The sequence below is a fragment of the Streptomyces chiangmaiensis genome (assembly GCF_036281785.1).
Lineage (GTDB): Bacteria > Actinomycetota > Actinomycetes > Streptomycetales > Streptomycetaceae > Streptomyces > Streptomyces chiangmaiensis.
In genome coordinates this window covers 1-16949 of record NZ_JAYWVC010000171.1, presented here as the reverse complement: position 1 = coordinate 16949, position 16949 = coordinate 1, and the positions used below count along the sequence as shown (strand labels likewise).

16 protein-coding genes are annotated in these 16949 nt (G+C 71.5%); 13 read left to right on the top strand and 3 right to left on the bottom strand.

The genetic code is table 11. The features are described 5' to 3' along the window. Positions 1-42: 42 nt before the first annotated feature. Positions 43-483 (bottom strand): hypothetical protein, encoded by a 441-nt coding sequence (locus VXC91_RS33175; RefSeq protein ID WP_329511061.1) that lies wholly within the window; start codon positions 481-483, stop codon positions 43-45. A gap of 1 nt (position 484) precedes the next feature. Continuing rightward, on the bottom strand, positions 485-844 hold the full coding sequence (locus VXC91_RS33170; protein WP_329511060.1) for a hypothetical protein: 360 nt from the start codon (positions 842-844) through the stop codon (positions 485-487). A gap of 70 nt (positions 845-914) precedes the next feature. Here VXC91_RS33170 and VXC91_RS33165 point away from each other — a divergent pair, with 70 nt between their 5' ends. The 9 genes from VXC91_RS33165 to VXC91_RS33125 all read left to right on the top strand — a co-directional run bounded on the left by VXC91_RS33165 (position 915) and on the right by VXC91_RS33125 (position 12932). Further along, on the top strand, positions 915-1565 hold the full coding sequence (locus VXC91_RS33165; protein WP_329511059.1) for an HAD-IA family hydrolase: 651 nt from the start codon (positions 915-917) through the stop codon (positions 1563-1565). A gap of 396 nt (positions 1566-1961) precedes the next feature. Continuing rightward, complete coding sequence (locus VXC91_RS33160; RefSeq protein WP_329511058.1) at positions 1962-3005, top strand: methionine ABC transporter ATP-binding protein; 1044 nt, start codon at positions 1962-1964, stop codon at positions 3003-3005. Further along, positions 3002-3763, top strand: a complete 762-nt coding sequence (locus VXC91_RS33155) for a methionine ABC transporter permease (protein WP_329511057.1) — start codon at positions 3002-3004, stop codon at positions 3761-3763. Before VXC91_RS33160 ends, VXC91_RS33155 begins: the two co-directional genes overlap by 4 nt. Before the next feature lie 62 nt (positions 3764-3825). After that, on the top strand, positions 3826-4659 hold the full coding sequence (locus VXC91_RS33150) for a MetQ/NlpA family ABC transporter substrate-binding protein (RefSeq protein WP_329511056.1): 834 nt from the start codon (positions 3826-3828) through the stop codon (positions 4657-4659). A 131-nt stretch (positions 4660-4790) separates the two neighbouring features. Continuing rightward, entirely contained in the window at positions 4791-5429 is a 639-nt protein-coding gene (locus VXC91_RS33145; protein ID WP_329511055.1) for a GNAT family N-acetyltransferase, read from the top strand. A gap of 128 nt (positions 5430-5557) precedes the next feature. Next, a complete protein-coding gene (gene cbiE / locus VXC91_RS33140; RefSeq protein ID WP_329511063.1) occupies positions 5558-6769 on the top strand; it encodes a precorrin-6y C5,15-methyltransferase (decarboxylating) subunit CbiE in 1212 nt (403 codons plus the stop codon). A gap of 345 nt (positions 6770-7114) precedes the next feature. Further along, on the top strand, positions 7115-10645 hold the full coding sequence (gene cobT, locus VXC91_RS33135; protein WP_329511054.1) for a nicotinate-nucleotide--dimethylbenzimidazole phosphoribosyltransferase: 3531 nt from the start codon (positions 7115-7117) through the stop codon (positions 10643-10645). 172 nt (positions 10646-10817) lie between these two features. Then, positions 10818-12050, top strand: coding sequence for a uroporphyrinogen-III C-methyltransferase (gene cobA, locus VXC91_RS33130; RefSeq protein WP_329511053.1), 1233 nt, complete (start codon positions 10818-10820; stop codon positions 12048-12050). Positions 12051-12113: 63 nt separating this feature from the next. Then, positions 12114-12932, top strand: coding sequence for a TrmH family RNA methyltransferase (locus tag VXC91_RS33125; protein ID WP_329511052.1), 819 nt, complete (start codon positions 12114-12116; stop codon positions 12930-12932). Positions 12933-13156: 224 nt separating this feature from the next. Here VXC91_RS33125 and VXC91_RS33120 read toward each other — a convergent pair whose 3' ends face one another. Then, on the bottom strand, positions 13157-14464 hold the full coding sequence (locus VXC91_RS33120; protein WP_329511062.1) for a serine/threonine-protein kinase: 1308 nt from the start codon (positions 14462-14464) through the stop codon (positions 13157-13159). Between the two features lie 196 nt (positions 14465-14660). Here VXC91_RS33120 and VXC91_RS33115 point away from each other — a divergent pair, with 196 nt between their 5' ends. From VXC91_RS33115 to VXC91_RS33100, 4 genes are all read left to right on the top strand, one after another. Next, positions 14661-14936, top strand: coding sequence for a hypothetical protein (locus VXC91_RS33115; protein ID WP_329511051.1), 276 nt, complete (start codon positions 14661-14663; stop codon positions 14934-14936). Positions 14937-15135: 199 nt separating this feature from the next. Then, positions 15136-15345: a hypothetical protein gene (locus VXC91_RS33110; RefSeq protein ID WP_329511050.1), complete on the top strand. Its 210-nt coding sequence runs from the start codon at positions 15136-15138 to the stop codon at positions 15343-15345. A 174-nt stretch (positions 15346-15519) separates the two neighbouring features. Further along, positions 15520-16437 (top strand): phosphotransferase family protein, encoded by a 918-nt coding sequence (locus VXC91_RS33105; protein WP_329511049.1) that lies wholly within the window; start codon positions 15520-15522, stop codon positions 16435-16437. Between the two features lie 98 nt (positions 16438-16535). Further along, on the top strand, positions 16536-16820 hold the full coding sequence (locus VXC91_RS33100) for a TFIIB-type zinc ribbon-containing protein (RefSeq protein ID WP_329511048.1): 285 nt from the start codon (positions 16536-16538) through the stop codon (positions 16818-16820). The last annotated feature ends 129 nt before the right edge of the window (positions 16821-16949 follow it).

Here is a 16949-nt window from a genome sequence, read left to right as displayed (position 1 = left end):
AGGACGTCGCGAGCTTTCCGGCAAACCCTTCCGGCCACAGCACTAGCCGCGCGAAGCCGCCGGGCCCTGTTCCGTACGCGCCTTGCGGAGCCAGTACATCGCCGACAGCGGCAACAGCACGGGGATGAAGATGTACCCCATGCCGTAGTCCGACCACACGGTCGCGTCGGGGAACGCTGACGGTTCCACCAACGTCCAGGTGCCGACCGTCAGCACCCCCAGGAGTTCCGCGGCGCAGCACACGAGCGCCACCCTGCGGGCCGTCTCGCCGCCGCGCACCAGCGAGTAGGTGATGAACCCGTAGACGACTCCGGCGACCGCGGACAGGGAGTACGCCAGCGGGGCCTTGTCGAACTGGGTGGAGATCTGCACGATCGAGCGCGACACCGCGCCGACGACCATCACGCCGTACAGCCAGACCAGCAGCATGCCCGGTCCGCCGATCAGCCGTGCCCTGACCGGCTTCTCCTCCGTGGCCGTCATCTCAGCCTCCCCAGATGTCATAGAGCCGCACCTCGAGCACGGCGAGGACCACACCGCCGGCCGCGACCGTCACCGAACCCCACCGCGTGCGCTCGGTGAGGGACATGAATCCCGCCGCCGGGATACAGGCGAAGGCCCCGAGCAGATATGCCACGAAGATCGTCGTGCCCTGCTCCGGCTTCTCGCCGCGCGCCAACTGGACGATGCCGACGATCAGCTGGATCACGGCCAGCATTGTCACCACGGCCATGCCGATGAAGTGCCAGTCCTTAGTGGGCTGATCGCGGTGGGCCGCCCAGCCGCACCAGGCGGCGAGCAGCAGCGCGGCGACGCCGGTCGCCAGCGTCAGGGCATCAAGCATGCCGCGACCCTATTACGGTCCAAAAGACCCGATGCGCTCGCCCCCGTGCTGCCTGCGTAGGGTCGAGGGCATGAAGATCCATGCTGACGCGCTGCTGTTCGACAACGATGGGACGCTCGTCTCATCCCTCGAGTCGGTGAGGCGGTGCTGGACGCGCTGGGCGCAGGAGTACGGGGTCACCGCGGAGGCGTTCGGGCGCATCCAGCTCCATGGCCGTACGGCCGGGGAGATAGCCGCCGACCTGCTGCCCGCCGATGTCGTCCCGGAGGCCGTCGCGCGGATCGAGCGTCTGGAGGTCGAGGACGTGCCGAACGGCGGAGTTCATCTCCTTCCGGGCACCCGGGAGTTCCTGGACGCGCTGCCGGCCGACCGCTGGGCGGTCGTCACCTCCGCCACGCGCCGCCTTGCCGAGGCCAGGCTGGAGGCCGTCGGCATCCGGCCCAAGACCCTGGTGACCGCAGAAGACGTCACCCGCGGCAAGCCGGATCCGGAGCCCTACCTCCTCGCCGCCCGTGAGCTGGGCGTCGAACCGTCGCGCTGTGTGGTGTTCGAGGACGCCCCGGCGGGGCTGGCCGCGGGCCGCGCCGCCGGGATGACGACCGTGGCGTTGGCCACAACGCACCGCTCCCACGAACTGGACGCCGACCTGGTCGTGAAGGACCTCACGGCCTTGTCCGCACTGGTCACCGGCCATGCGGTGGAGATCTCCGCACGGGACTGAGGACGTCCACGGCTGTCCGCTATTCGGACAGCCGTGGTATCTCCCGGCCGTACGTCTGATTTACTTGATCCCATGACCACGACGAGCAGCCGCACTCTTGCGACCGAGGCGACCATGACGCCCGGTGCTCGTTGTATGTGTCGAATGTGCGCCTGCTAGAGGGCCCGCGTACCAACCAGAGCCTCGCGCCCCGAAGCGAGTCCGTAGTGGCATGTCCGTACGCCCGCGTCGTACGTGACTCAGCCTCCCCCACTGCCTGAACGGCCTGGGGGACCGCACCCCGCGCACCTGTTCTCCTCGGTTCCACCGCCATCGCGAGAACCGTGCCGCGTTCCCACGCATGCACCCGTGCCGGCGCACATCCACGCCCTGCACTCGACAGTGACGGAAAACCCAGTGATCACCACATCCGGCCTGACCAAGGTCTACCGCTCGCGCGGCCGCGAGGTGACCGCCCTCGACGGCGTCGACCTGCACGTACGCGAAGGCGAGGTGTACGGCGTCATCGGCCAGTCCGGCGCCGGAAAGTCCTCGCTCATACGCTGCGTCAACCTCCTAGAACGCCCCACCTCCGGCACGGTCTCCGTGGCCGGCCAGGACCTCACCGCACTCGCCGGCCGCGGACCGCGCGCCGGCAAGGAGCTGCGGCAGGCCCGCAGCCGTATCGGCATGGTCTTCCAGCACTTCAACCTGCTGTCCTCGCGCACCGTCCAGGACAATGTCGAGCTGCCTCTCGAAATCCTCGGCAAGTCCGGGAAGGAACGTTCCCGCAAGGCCCTGGAGCTGCTCGACCTCGTCGGCCTCACCGACAAGGCGGGCGCCTACCCGGCCCAGCTCTCCGGGGGTCAGAAGCAGCGCGTGGGCATCGCCCGCGCCCTCGCCGGCGACCCCAAGGTGCTGCTCTCCGACGAGGCGACCAGCGCTCTGGACCCGGAGACCACCCGCTCCATCCTGCAGCTGCTGCGCGACCTCAACCGGCAGCTCGGCCTGACCGTTCTGCTCATCACCCACGAGATGGACGTCGTCAAGAGCATCTGTGACTCGGCCGCCCTCATGGACAAGGGCCGCATCGTCGAATCCGGCACGGTCGGCGAACTGCTCGCCACCCCCGGCTCCGAACTGGCCGCTGCACTCTTCCCCGTCGGCGGCGACGCGTCCGGGGACGACCGCACCGTCGTCGACGTCACCTTCCACGGCGACGCTGCCACCCGGTCCGTCGTCTCCCAGCTCGCGCGCACGTACAACATCGACATCTCGATCCTCGGCGCCGCGATGGACACCGTCGGCGGCAAGCAGGTCGGCCGGATGCGCATCGAACTCCCCGGCCCCTACGAGGAGAACGTGGTGCCGATCGGCTTCCTGCGCGAACAGGGTCTCCAGATCGACGTCCTCGACCAGCAGGCACAGCGACCCGCGCGGGTGAAGGAAGGTGCCAAGTGACCTGGTCCGAGATGCAGCCGCTGCTGTCCCAGGCGTGTGGGGACACGCTCTACATGGTCGGCTGGTCCACGGTCATCGCCGTCGTCGGGGGTCTCCCGCTCGGCGTTCTGCTCGTGCTGACCGACCGCGGCGGACTCCTCCAGAACATCGTCGCCAACAAGGTCATCGGGCAGATCGTGAACATCGCCCGTTCGATGCCGTTCATCATCCTGATGGTGGCGCTGATGAGCTTCACACGGACGATCACCGGCACCACGATCGGCCGCGAGGCCGCGATCGTGCCGCTCGCCATCGGCGCGATCCCGTTCTTCGCCCGTCTCGTCGAGACAGCCGTCCGCGAAGTGGACGGCGGGCTCGTGGAGGCCGTGCAGGCAATGGGCGGCAACACCTGGACCGTCGTGCGCAAGGTCCTCGTACCGGAGGCCCTGCCCTCGCTGATCTCGTCCGCCACCACCACGGTGGTCGCCCTCATCGGCTACTCGGCGATGGCCGGCACGGTCGGCGCCGGCGGCCTCGGCGACATCGCCATCCGCTACGGCTACCAGCGCTTCGAGACCCAGCTGATGTGGATCACCGTGGCGATCCTCGCCGTCGTCATCTCGCTCATTCAGTTCGCGGGCGACTACGTGGCCCGCGCGCTCCACCGCCGTGGCGGACGCTCGTCCGTCGCGCCGCGGCTGCGGTTGCTGAAGGACGGGACGCCCGCTGCACCGGCCGCCGTCGAGGCGGCCTCGGCCGATGTGAGCAAGGCCGCCTAACCCCCCATCTCCCCGTTTCACCCACGACGGGGTCGCACCACCCATAAGGAAAGGCACTTTTCGTGCGTAACACCGCCAAGATCACCACCGCTGTCCTCGCCGCCGGAGCCCTCGCCTTCGGGCTCACCGCCTGCGGCTCCGGCGAGAGCTCCTCCGCCTCCTCCGACTACAGCGGCCCGCTGGTCGTCGCCGCGAGCCCCACGCCGCACGCCGAGATCCTCGACTTCGTCAAGAGGAACCTGGCGAAGAAGGCGGGCCTCGACCTGGAGGTCAAGGAGTTCACCGACTACGTCACGCCGAACACGGCGACCGAGGACGGCTCCGTCGGTGCCAACTACTTCCAGAACCAGCCGTACCTCGACGACTTCAACAAGAAGAACGGCACCCACATCGTGCCCGTCGTCACGGTGCACCTGGAGCCGCTCGGCCTCTACTCCCACAAGGTCGGAAAGGTCGGCGAGCTGAAGAGCGGTGCGACCGTCGCCGTTCCGAACGACACGGTCAACGAGGCGCGGGCGCTCAAGCTGCTCGACGCCAACGGCCTCATCAAGCTCAAGAGCGGCGTGGGCAGCGAAGCGACCCCGCAGGACATCACGGAGAACCCGAAGAACCTGAAGTTCAAGGAACTGGAGGCGGCCCAGACCCCGCGCTCCCTGGACGACGTGGACGCCGCGGTGATCAACGGCAACTACGCCATCTCCTCGGGCCTCAAGCCCGCCAAGGACGCCCTCGTCCTGGAGTCCTCGAAGAACAACCCGTACGGCAACTTCCTCGCGGTGAAGAAGGGCAACGAGAAGGACCCGCGGGTCAAGAAGCTCGCCACGCTCCTCACCTCGCCCGAGGTGAAGAAGTTCATCGAGGACAAGTACCAGGGCTCGGTCCTGCCGTCCTTCTGACCAACCCCCGGGGTCCTCTCCACACCCATTGGGCGGTGGGGAGGGCCCCGTGGTGTGCTTGAGGGCTTTCATGCTGCATGCTGGGCAGTTCAGCAGGCCTTGAAGGTTTTCCGAAGGTTATGGAGCGGCGCATGACTGGCACCTTTCCCAACGTCTCCATCAGCACGGAGCGGTTGGTACTGCGCCCCTTCGAGGAGTCGGACATCGACGCGTTCGCCGAGATGATGAACGACGAGCTCGTCACCGCCTGGACCTCCGTGCCGTACCCCTACACCGAGGCCCACGCCCGGCAGTGGATCACCGAACTCGCCCCTGCCGAACGGACTGAGGGCCGCGGCATCGTCTTCGCGGTCACGGAGTTTCTCACCCAGCGCCTCGTCGGCATCGTGCACCTGCAGAACACGAACTGGCGCGTCCGCTCCAGTGAGATCGCATATGTCGTCGCGCCCTGGGCCCGCGGCGAGGGCTACGCCTCCGAGGCGGCGATCGCCACCGCACAATGGCTCTTCGGGGATCAGAAGTTCGAACGGATCGAACTGCGCACGGCGGCCGACAACACCGCCTCCCAGCAGGTCGCCCAGAGGATCGGCTGCATCAGCGAGGGCGTCCTGCGCGGTGCCTGGATAGCCCGCAGCAGGACGGAGAGCGGGGAGTGGGCCGACGTGCGCACCGACGTGATCGTCTGGAGCCTGTTGCCGGAGGATCTGGACGGGATCAGCGAGGAACTGGCCGACACCGGTGGTTTCACGTCGTTCTCGAACTGGAACTGACCTCGAGGGACCGCTCCGCCCGGCCGAACCCGTGAGGGACACGTCCAGCCGTACCAGGTACTCTCACGGAGCCCGCCGTGCGGGCTGCCCCTGACGACCTGCGCAAAACCTCCTGGAGACTGACGACGATGGCCGACCGCGTCACGGTGATCGGCTGGGACGGCTCGCCGCTGACGGCCGCGGCGCGCTCCGCCCTGGGAGCCGCCACGCTCGTGGCCGGAGCGGCCCACCACCTCGCGCTTCCCGAGGTGCCGGGGACGGCCGAGCGCATCCGGCTCGGCAGCGTCGCCCTCGCCGCCCGCCGTATCGCCGCCCACCGAGGCACCGCCGTCGTCCTGGCCGACGGCGACCCGGGCTTCTTCGGTGTCGTACGCACCCTGCGTGCCCCCGAGTTCGGCCTCGAGGTCGAAGTCGTGCCGGCCGTCTCCGCGGTGGCCGCCGCCTTCGCGCGCGCCGGTATGCCCTGGGACGATGCCCAGGTGGTCGTCGCACACCGCCGCACCCTGCGACGCGCGGTGAATGTATGCCGGGCCCACACCAAAGTCGCGGTTCTCACCTCGCCGGGCGCCGGGCCGGCGGAGCTGGGCCTGCTGCTCGAGGGGGTCCACCGCACCTTCGTCATCTGCGAGGAGCTCGGCACCGACCGCGAACAGGTCACGGTCGTCACCTCCGACAAGGCGCCCGACCACACCTGGCGCGATCCCAACGTCGTCATCGTGATCGGCGGACCCGTGACCGCGGCCGACGGCGGCGGCTGGATCGCCGGCCGCGACCCAGGCGCGGGACCGCGCGGCTGGGCGCTGCCCGCCGAGGCGTACGGCGGCGGACTCGGCGAAGGCGAAACGGATCTGCTGCGCGCCGCCCAACTGGCCCGCATGGGCCCACGGGTGGGCGACCTGGTGTGGGACATCGGCAGCGGCAGCGGAGCGTTCGCCGTGGAGGCCGCCCGCTGCGGGGCCGCCGTCATCGCCGTCGACCGCGACCCGGACGCCTGCGGCCGCACGATGGCCGTCGCCCGCAGCTTCGGAGTCCAGCTCCAGGTCGTGCACGGCACGGCCCCGCACATCCTGGAGAACCTGCCCGAACCGGACGTCGTGCGCGTCGGCGGCGGCGGAGCCGCGGTCGTCTCGGCCGTCGCCGACCGCCGACCGCAGTGCATCGTCGCGTACGCCGCGACCCGCGACGAGGCCGAGCTCGTCGGCAGGGACCTCTCTGAGCACGGCTACGACGTCGAGTGCGCCCTGCTGCAGTCCGTCGAACTCGACACGCGGGCCTGGACGGAGAAGGAGCGGAGTGTCGCGTTCATGCTCAGCGGGCGATTGCCCGAACGCGCCCCGTGATCCTGTTGTCCTACCCGCGCGGTAGGCTGGCCGACCGTTGTACCGCACTTGGGTGATCCGGCACTTCGTCAGCCAATGTCCGGAAAGCGCACCCCTTTTGGGACGAGTGTGGTAGGGCAGAACCGGAGGGCGCGCAACGTGGCGCAGTCCACAGCGGGCCGTCGTGGATCAGGCTGACGCGACGGACGGGTGACCGGAAGAATGCCGTTCAATGGCTTTGTCGTCATTGTCGGCGGGTCGTTCGTGCCGCTGGGCACAGACGCTCGTTCTTCATTGCGGGCGGTCGGCGCGCTGTTCCGGGCGAGCTGGTCGTAGGAGCACTAAACCGATGGGCGAGGGATACGCATGACCGACACCGGCCAGGTCCCGGGCGAGGGACTGCCGGAGAACGCAGGCATGGTGGAACAGCCGGGCGTCCTCGCGCCGGGCGCGTACACCTACCTCGACCACTCCGACACCCCCGCGGATGACGACGACCTGCTTCTGATGCCCGGCCAGCAGGGTGCGTGGGGCAACGAGATGCCGCAGCCGGCGCCGTTCCCCCCCGAGCCGGGACCGCACGAGGCGTCCGGCCGGGACAGCGGCTCGATCGACGTCGGCGCGGTCCGTACACCGCCTCCCGCGCCCGCACCGCAGCCGGCGCCGCAGCGCCGCCCGCTGCACCTCGGGCCGCCCACCCCGGACGTCTCCTCGGGCCTCGTGCGTTCACTCGCCGACCGTGGACCGGCGGACGCGCCCATGCGCCCCTCCGGGCCGCCGACGACCGGTCCCGAGTACCTCGACGTCTCCCGGTTCGGGGAGAACTCCCCGCAGGGTGCCGTGCCGTGGGGTGCCTCGCCGCAGACCCAGACCGTGCCGCCGGTCGCTCCCGAGGCGACGGCTGAGGAAACGGTCGTTCCGGCGGTGGCGCCCGAACTGTTCCCCGCACCCGCCGCCCCCGAGGCCGTGTCCGCGGTCGCGGAGGGATCCGGCACGCTCCACGGGCTGGGGAGTCCGGCCGGTTCCCATGCCTTCGAGGTCCCCGGGACACCCGTCGGCCACGAGCCGCAGGACATCGCGGGTGCGCCGCGGGACACCCGGAGAGGGGCGGCGGCACCGTCTTCCGTCCACCAGGTTCCGGACACCCCGCACGGGGTCCCGATGCCCGGGGCCGGACACACCGGGGACGGCACTCCGGCCCATGGCATCCCGCACATCGGGGAGGCGGCGCCGCGGGGACCGATGGCTCCGGTCGTCCCGCAGGCCGCTCAGGAACCGGTGCCCGCGGCAAACTTCGTGCCGGACGCGCACCTTCCCGACGCCGCACACTTCGCACCCCTGACGGACCACGTGCTGCCCACGGACAGCACTCCGCACGCCGGCACGCCCACGTCCGTGTCCGACACCGGCGCGCTCCAGCCGCCGGCCGGCGCGCACACCCCCGCGTCCGGCGTCATGGTGCCGCCCGCGGACGTCACCGGGCACGTCCGGGCCACCGCCGCACAGCACACCCCGGCCCCGGCCTCCGTCCCGGACCAGGCCGAGACCAGGTCCGGGCTCCCGGACGCCGGGGCACAGTTCGCACCGTCCGGGCCGCACGGCGCCGAGGAGCCTCAGCCCGCGTTCGCCGAGCCCGTCGGGGCCGTTCCCGTCGGCGTGTCCGCGTATGCCGTGTCGCCCCGGGCGGTCGCCGTCCAGGCGTACGGCGAGCAGTCGCCCGGCGAACAGGCGCACGGTGAGCAGACGCACAGTGAACAGCACGCCGGTGCTGAACCGGCTGGCGAGCCCAGCGCCGCGTCGGACTTCGGGGCGGACCACTCGCTCGGACAGTTCGTGCCCGTCGACGGCATCGTGCCGACCACACCGCACCTGGCCCCGACCCCGCCGCACGGCCTGAGCGTGCCGCCACTGCCGGGCCAGGAGGAGCAGGCCGCCGAAGACCCCGTCCCGGCAGCCGCCGAGCAGGAGGAGCCGGCCGTCGCCCCGGCGGCGGAGGAACCGGTCCCGACCGTTCCCGCTCCGCGTGAGGGCGAGCCGGCCGCCCCGGAGCCGCTTGCCGCGGACCCGGGGTCCGTAGCCGCACAACAGGCGGAGGACCTGGACACCAGGGCGGCCGAGCAGGAAGAGAGCACGGCCGCAGTGGGAGACGTACGAGAGTCCACCGGTCCGGCGGCGCCCGGATACGACGACGCCGAGCGCGAGGCGGTGCTGCGCGTGATGCGCGAGCGCCGTGACATCCGCAACGGTTTCCGCAGCGACCCGATCCCTCACGAGGTGCTGCTGCGCGTCCTGGAGGCCGCCCACACAGCGCCCTCCGTGGGTCACTCCCAGCCGTGGGACTTCGTCGTCATCCGCTCGGCCGAAACCCGCCGCACCATGCACGAACTGGCACAGCGTCAGCGTGAGGCCTACGCCAAGTCGCTGCCCAAGGGACGGGCGAAGCAGTTCAAGGAACTGAAGATCGAGGCCATCCTCGACACTCCGGTGAACATCGTGGTCACCGCCGACCCGACGCGGGGCGGCCGCCACACGCTCGGCCGGCACACCCAGCCGCAGATGGCCCCGTATTCCTCCGCGCTCGCCGTCGAGAACCTGTGGCTCGCGGCCCGCGCCGAGGGCCTCGGCGTCGGCTGGGTCAGCTTCTTCGACGAGCGTGAGATGGTCCGTGTCCTCGGCCTGCCCGACCACCTGGAGGTCGTGGCGTATCTGTGCGTCGGATACGTCGACGAGTTCCCGGAGGAGCCCGAGCTGATGCAGGCGGGCTGGTCCAAGCGTCGCCCCCTGTCCTGGGTCGTGCACGAGGAGACGTACGGTCGTCGGGCGCTTCCCGGCGAAGAGCCGCACGACCTGCTCGCCGAGACCGTGGCGGGCATCCGGCCGCTGGACGCCAAGGCACTCGGCGAGGCCTGGGAGCGACAGAAGCGCATGACCAAGCCGGCGGGCGCGCTCGGCATGCTGGAGATCATCTCCGCGCAGCTGTCCGGCCTGTCCCGGCAGTGCCCGCCGCCGATCCCGGAGCCCGCGGCCGTCGCGATCTTCGCCGGTGACCACGGGGTGCACGCCCAGGGCGTCACCCCCTGGCCCCAGGAGGTGACCGGCCAGATGGTCGCCAACTTCCTCGGCGGCGGCGCGGTCTGCAATGCCTTCGCCCATCAGGTGGGCGCCGAGGTCTGCATCGTCGACGTGGGCGTGGCCTCCGATCTGCCGGCGACCCCCGGCCTTCTGCCGCGCAAGGTCCGCGCGGGCACGGCGGACATGACGACCGGCCCCGCGCTCAGCCGCGAGGAGGTCAAGCAGGCGATCGAGGTCGGTATCGAGACGGCCCGCGACCTCGTGGCGGCGGGCAACAAGGCGCTGCTCACGGGTGAGATGGGCATCGCGAACACGACGGCCTCGGCCGCCCTGATCTCGGTCTTCACGGACACCGACCCCTCCGAGGTGACGGGCCGCGGGACGGGCATCAACGACGAGACGCTGGCCCGCAAGACCGAGGTCGTGCGTCGCGCCATCGAACTCCACCAGCCCGACCCTGCCGACCCGATCGGCGTGCTCGCCGCGTTCGGCGGTCTGGAACACGCCGCGATGGTGGGCCTGCTGCTCGGCGGCGCGTCCCTGCGCACACCGGTGATCCTCGACGGTGTCAGCGCGGGAGCCGCCGCTCTGGTGGCCCGCGCGATCGCGCCCGAGGTCCTCGCGGCGTGCATCGCCGGCCATCGCAGTGCGGAGCCCGGCCATGTGGCCGCCCTCAACAAGCTGGGTCTGCGTCCTCTGGTCGACCTGGACCTGCGCCTGGGCGAGGGGACGGGAGCGCTGCTCGCGCTGCCGCTCGTCCAGAGCTCGGCGCGGGCGATGCACGAGGTGGCGACGTTCGACTCGGCCGGGGTGACCGAGAAGTAGGCGGCAGGGAACCCGGGCGTCCGGCCCGGGTCCTCCCTGGCCCGCCCGGCCACGGCACCGGGTGAACCCACCTACGCCATCCGGCTGGGCCGACATAAAATTCCCACGTCAGGGCCACTCCAACGCCGTAGAGGCCTTCTTCCGCACCGCCTGGACGAGGAGCCGTACCTCCATGGCCGAACACCCTCCTTACCCCGTAGGGCTCCGTCTCTCCGGCCGTCGTGTGGTCGTTCTCGGCGGCGGCCAGGTCGCCCAGCGCCGCCTCCCGGCCCTGATCGCGGCGGGCGCCGATGTGCTGCTGGTGTCGCCGGAGGTGACGCCCTCGGTCGAGGCCATGGCGGACGGGGAGGAGATCACCTGGCTGAAGCGCCCGTACCGGCCCGGCGATCTCGAGGAGGCCTGGTATGCCCTGATCGCCACCAGTGATCCCGAGGCCAACGCCGCCGCTTCCGTCGAGGCGGAGCGTCATCGCGTGTGGTGCGTGCGCTCCGACGACGCCGACGCGGCCACCGCGTGGACCCCGGCGACCGGTCACAGTGAAGGTGTCACCGTCGCCGTCCTCACCAGCGCCGCGAAGGGTCGCGATCCCCGGCACACCGCGGCCATCCGCGACGCCGTCGTCGAGGGCCTGCGCGACGGCACGCTCGTCGCGCCGCACCACCGCACCCGCACACCCGGCGTCGCGCTGGTCGGGGGCGGTCCCGGCGACCCCGACCTGATCACGGTGCGTGGCCGCCGTCTGCTCGCCGAGGCCGACGTGGTCATCGCGGACCGCCTCGGCCCCCGCGATCTTCTCGCCGAACTCCCACCGCACGTCGAGGTGATCGACGCGGCGAAGATCCCCTACGGTCGTGCCATGGCCCAGGAGGCCATCAACAACGCGCTGATAGAGCACGCCAAGCAGGGCAAGTCGGTGGTGCGGCTGAAGGGCGGCGACCCGTTCGTCTTCGGCCGTGGCATGGAGGAGGTCCAGGCGCTCGCCGCGGCAGGCATCCCCTGCACGGTGGTTCCCGGCATCTCCAGCTCGATCTCGGTGCCGGGAGCGGCCGGCATCCCGGTCACCCACCGAGGTGTCGCACATGAGTTCACGGTGGTCAGCGGCCACGTCGCTCCGGATGACGAGCGCTCCCTGGTCGACTGGCCGTCCCTGGCCCGGCTCACCGGCACGCTCGTGATCCTCATGGGCGTCGACAAGATCGGGAAGATCGCCGAGACACTCGTCGCGCACGGGAAGGCCCCGGACACCCCGGTCGCCCTGGTCCAGGAGGGCACGACGGCGGCCCAGCGCCGCGTCGACGCCACCCTTGCGACGGTCGCCGGGACCGTGCGGGCCGAGGAGGTGAAGCCGCCGGCCGTCATCGTCATCGGGCGGGTCGTGAAGGCCGCTCCGCGCCCCGTCGAGTAACCCGGGGTAACCGGGCCCGTTCCAGCCGTTGGCACCGCTTCCAGGACAAGGCAGTATCACCCTGTGGCCGATCTCATCACCGTTGAGGACCCCGACGACCCGCGCCTGCGCGACTACACGGGTCTCACCGACGTGGAGCTGCGCCGCAAGCGCGAACCCGCCGAGGGCCTGTTCATCGCCGAGGGCGAGAAGGTCATCCGGCGGGCCAAGGAAGCCGGCTACGAGATGCGCTCCATGCTGCTCTCCGCCAAGTGGGTCGACGTCATGCGGGACGTCATCGACGAGCTCCCGGCCCCGGTGTACGCCGTCAGCCCAGAACTCGCCGAGCAGGTCACCGGCTACCACGTGCACCGCGGCGCGCTCGCCTCCATGCAGCGCAAACCGCTGCCGACGGCGGACGATCTCCTGGCGACCGCCCGACGTGTTGTGATCATGGAATCCGTGAACGACCACACCAACATCGGCGCCATATTCCGTTCCGCCGCGGCCCTCGGGATGGATGCGGTCCTGCTGTCGCCCGACTGCGCCGATCCGCTCTACCGCCGCAGTGTGAAGGTCTCCATGGGCGCGGTCTTCTCGGTGCCGTACGCGCGCCTCGACAGATGGCCGAAGGGCCTGGAGTCGGTGCGCGAGGCGGGCTTCGCACTGCTCGCCCTCACACCCGACGAGAAGGCCAAGACACTTGACGAGACCGCGCCGCACAAGATGGAGCGCGTCGCGCTGATGCTCGGCGCGGAGGGTGACGGTCTGTCCACGCAGGCGCTGGTCGCCGCGGACGAATGGGTGCGTATCCCCATGGCGCACGGGGTCGACTCCCTCAACGTGGGCGCGGCGGCGGCGGTCGCCTTCTACGCGGTGGCCACCGGCCGCCCCCGGCCCTGAGGAGGAGCCCGATCGCCCAGCGGCACGCGATCGTCGCGGGGCCCCGGCACGGCGACCCGGTGCTCGTCATCAAACGCGGCCCCGAGGCGCGCTGGGTCACCGGCGAGGAGTTCCTCGCGATGGACCAGGTCTTCGACGGCGACCGCGCGTTCTTCGAGCGGATCCTGTTGGGGCTGTGACGGCCGCCGAGGGTTCGGGCGCGGGCGCCCAGCGGCCATCGCCGGTCAGCCGTCCGCGCTCGCTTCGCTTGCGTGCCGGGCGGCCATCGGATCGCCCGTGAGGGGGGTGTACACCCGCTCCTGTCCTACGTCCTTGCGCGCGCCCCCTTGACCCAGCCCCCGCGCCGGCCCCTGACAACCCTGGGCCGCCGCGATGCCCAGCGCCACCAGGAGCGTCACCACCACGAAGACGAACAGCCGCTGGCGCAGCAGCCGTGGATTGGCCGGGCGACGTCCGGCGCCGGTGGTCCGGGGCGCGGGGCGTCCGGCGCCGCTGCGGGGCGCAGGACGGCCGCCGGAGCGTGTGGCGTTGCGCTGAACCGGCGTCGGACGGGACCCCGGCCGCGAGCCGTTGGCGCGGGGCGGGGGAGTGCCCGGTCCTTGCGGACGCCGCACGGTGCGCTGATCGGCGTACTGCTCCGCCAGCCGCCCGGCGGGCCGGTCCGGCCCGCCGGCCTGCGCGGCCGGCCGCGCGTCCACGAGCCCTTGAGCCTCCCGGGTCGCGATCTCCTTGAGCCGGAGCGAGAGTTGAAGCGTGCTGGGCCGCTCCTCGGGGTCCTTCGCCAGACAGGCGTGGACGAGCGGGGCCAGGGCGTCCGGCATGCCGGGCAGCTGCGGGTCCTCGTGCACCACCCGGTAGAGCATCACCTCGGAACTCCCGTGCCCGAACGGCGAGTCACCGGTCGCCGCGTACGCAAGGGTGGCGCCCAGCGAAAACACGTCCGTGGCCGGGGTGACGGCCGCACCGCGCACCTGCTCGGGGGCGAGGAAGCCGGGCGACCCCACGGCCGTGCCGACGTGCGTGAGCGTCGAGGCGCCCGTCGCCCAGGCGATGCCGAAGTCGATGATCCGCGGCCCCTTCGGGGACAGCAGGATGTTGGACGGCTTCAGATCGCGGTGGACGACCCCGGCCTCGTGCACCGCCACGAGACCTTCGGACAGGGCGGCGCCCACCGCGGCCACGTCGGCGGCGGAGAGGGGGCCCGCCTCGGCGACCTTGTCGTGCAGGGAGGGCCCGGGAACGTACTGCGTGGCGAACCACGGACGGTCCGCCTCGAGATCGGCGGCCACCAGCCGCGCCGTGCATCCGCCCCGAATCCGCCGTGCCGCCGAGACCTCACGCGCGAACCGCGACCGGAACTCCTGATCCTCCGCCAGATCCGGCCGGATCACCTTCAGTGCGACCCGCTGCCCCCGCTTGTCGGAGCCCAGATAGACGACGCCCATCCCGCCCGCGCCGAGCCGCCGGTGAAGCCTGAACGAGCCGACGACACGCGGGTCCTCACGCCTCAGGCGCATCATCGCCATGTCCATCCCCGCTGCCCGGTCCGTTTGACGAGCCACAGCTTACGTTTCCACGGCCGGGTGCGCGCAGAGGCCGCGCCCTCTCGTCCCGATCGATTGTCACTGCGGAGTGCGAGACTTGAGGGGTGGTCAGGGGAGGCGCGAGCAGGCCGGCCTTGTGCCGCCTGTGATCCCAACCTCCCACTGCGGAAGGGGGATTGAACCCGTGAAGGGTGATCGTGTGGAGATAGTCGTGGACGCCGGGGACACGACGCGCACCTACGAGGTCGTGGCGAGCAGGGCGGGCCGCCGGGTGGAGACGGCGGTGCGCAGGGGGGTCGTGGAAGTGAGCGAAGTCACCCGTAACGGCTCCGTCGTGCGCACGGCCCGCTTCATGGCGAACCGGGTGCTGGCACTGGTGGAGCAGCCGGTTCCACGAGAGGACGCATCAGAGCAGAAGGGACGCACGGGGCGTCCGCTCGGGGAAGACCCCGAGACCTAGGACCCCGTCTCCACCCAGGGGAGTACACCGCAGGTCATCGGTCATCCTCGGGGAGGCCAGGCAATCGGTACGAGGGCATGACGCCCTCCGTCGGCCCGGCACCTAGATTTGAGGTCAAGCGGCGGGTGCAGCACTCGTCCCCCGAGGTCAGACACCCGCCGCTGCCAAGGACAACAGCACAACGGTCAGGAGAGGGACCATGGCCCAGACGGCACCGCGGACACTGATCCGCACGCAGGGACGAAGGGCGTACGGCGCCGCGTTCGGCACTCGCCGTCGGAGCCGTCGCCACCCGTTGGTGGCGACCGCGATGGTTCTGCCCCTGGCGGCCCTGCTCGCATACGCCTTCGGCGGCTGGGAGGCAGTGGTCACACAAGCGTCGTCCGTGGGCGTGATGCTGGGGCGCTGAGCGGCGCCCCAGGCCCGGAAGAGCGGTCCGGGCGGGGACATCCACCCATAAAACCCCGTGGGGACGGGGGTGCGGCGGACGGCACAAACGCCCGCGCAGCTGGGGAGCTGCGCGGGCGTTGTCCTGTCCGCCGCGTACGCTCCCTGCACAGTCGTACGCACACTCCGAGGGCCCATGAACGCACTCCTGCCCGCACTCGCCGCACGAGCACGCGCCGCGGTGCACTCGAACGCCGACGCGGAGTGCCGGTGCACGGCGACCGACGCGGTCCTCGCCGAGCGCAGCGACACCGCCACCGTCGTCCGCCACGGCACCACCGTCGCCAAGGCCCACGCACCGGGCACCGACCCCGCCGAACTCTCGCTCCGCCTCGCCACGGCCACCCGCCTCCACGGCACCCTCCTCGCCCCCCTCCGCGCCACCCCGGTCACCCTCCACGGCCGTCTCGTGACCTTCTGGCCCTACGGCACCCCCGTGGACCCCGACCGCCCTGAGGCCGCCCCCTGGGAGGCGGCCGCCTCCCTGATAGCCCGGCTGCACCGGGCACCCGTGCCTGCGGGCCTGCCGCCGATGCGCGGGCCGGCCAAGGCCGCCCGTGCGATCCGGCGCCTGTGCGCGGCCGGCCCGCACCGCTCCGCCGGGCCCGTCCTGCGGGCCTGGGCGGCACTCCCGGCCTGGGCGCGCGCCGAGGCTCCCCTGCCATCCGCGCGCACTCTGTGCCACGGCGACCTCCACCTCGGCCAACTCGTACGCCACCCCGCGGACGCCGGCTCCTGGCTCCTCATCGACGTCGACGACCTCGGCGTGGGTGACCCCGCCTGGGACCTGGCCCGCCCGGCCGCCTGGTACGCCTGTGGGCTGCTTCCGCCGGACGAGTGGAGCCGGTTCCTCACCGCGTACCGGCGAGAGGGCGGGCCGGCCGTCCCCCCGGCCGGTGACCCCTGGTCCGCGCTCGACGTCCCCGCCCGCGCCCTCACCGTGCAGACGGCGGCCCTGGCCGTCGCCAAGTCCGTCGCAGCGGACCGTGCTTTGGACGAGGTGGAGCAGGCCGTCGTCGACGCCTGTGTTCGAATGGGCACCGAAGTGCCGTAGTGGGCACGAGGATGGACGACGTAGGCTGCAACCGGCCAGGACGGGAGTGAGTCCCCACCTGGCGAAGCACCACCGACCGGCGAGGAGTTGAGCCGACCATGCAGTGTCCGAAGTGTCATGCGCCGATGCACACGTACAACCGCAACGGTGTCCAGATCGAGCAGTGCAGCGGTTGCCGCGGCATCTTCCTGGACTACGGGGAGCTCGAGGCGCTGACCCGCCTGGAGTCCCAGTGGACGCAGGCCGCCCCGCCGCCCCCGCCCGCCCCGCAGGCCTACCCGGCCGCTCCTGCCTGGGGCGCGCCGCACGGCGGCCACGGAGGGCATGGGCAGTACGGCCATCACCGCCACAAGAGCTTCGGCCACATGCTGTTCTCCAGCTGAGGCATGCGGGAGTCCCCGGCCGTCGGGCCGGGGACTCCCGACCCCGGCAACGCGCGGCGGAAGCCGCGGGGAAAACGACGAGGGCGACCGGACCGCGCTCTTCGCGCGGCACCGGCCACCCTCGCTCTC

What these genes read in the sequence shown, in the direction of transcription:
- cobT (WP_329511054.1), top strand. Translation starts at nt 7,115, where the DNA reads ATGACCGACACCGGCCAGGTCCCGGGCGAGGGACTGCCGGAGAACGCA.
- VXC91_RS33105 (WP_329511049.1), top strand. Translation starts at nt 15,520, where the DNA reads ATGAACGCACTCCTGCCCGCACTCGCCGCACGAGCACGCGCCGCGGTG.
- VXC91_RS33165 (WP_329511059.1), top strand. Translation starts at nt 915, where the DNA reads ATGAAGATCCATGCTGACGCGCTGCTGTTCGACAACGATGGGACGCTC.
- VXC91_RS33170 (WP_329511060.1), bottom strand. Translation starts at nt 844, where the DNA reads ATGCTTGATGCCCTGACGCTGGCGACCGGCGTCGCCGCGCTGCTGCTC.
- VXC91_RS33175 (WP_329511061.1), bottom strand. Translation starts at nt 483, where the DNA reads ATGACGGCCACGGAGGAGAAGCCGGTCAGGGCACGGCTGATCGGCGGA.
- cbiE (WP_329511063.1), top strand. Translation starts at nt 5,558, where the DNA reads ATGGCCGACCGCGTCACGGTGATCGGCTGGGACGGCTCGCCGCTGACG.
- VXC91_RS33100 (WP_329511048.1), top strand. Translation starts at nt 16,536, where the DNA reads ATGCAGTGTCCGAAGTGTCATGCGCCGATGCACACGTACAACCGCAAC.
- VXC91_RS33145 (WP_329511055.1), top strand. Translation starts at nt 4,791, where the DNA reads ATGACTGGCACCTTTCCCAACGTCTCCATCAGCACGGAGCGGTTGGTA.
- VXC91_RS33120 (WP_329511062.1), bottom strand. Translation starts at nt 14,464, where the DNA reads ATGGACATGGCGATGATGCGCCTGAGGCGTGAGGACCCGCGTGTCGTC.
- VXC91_RS33110 (WP_329511050.1), top strand. Translation starts at nt 15,136, where the DNA reads ATGGCCCAGACGGCACCGCGGACACTGATCCGCACGCAGGGACGAAGG.
- cobA (WP_329511053.1), top strand. Translation starts at nt 10,818, where the DNA reads ATGGCCGAACACCCTCCTTACCCCGTAGGGCTCCGTCTCTCCGGCCGT.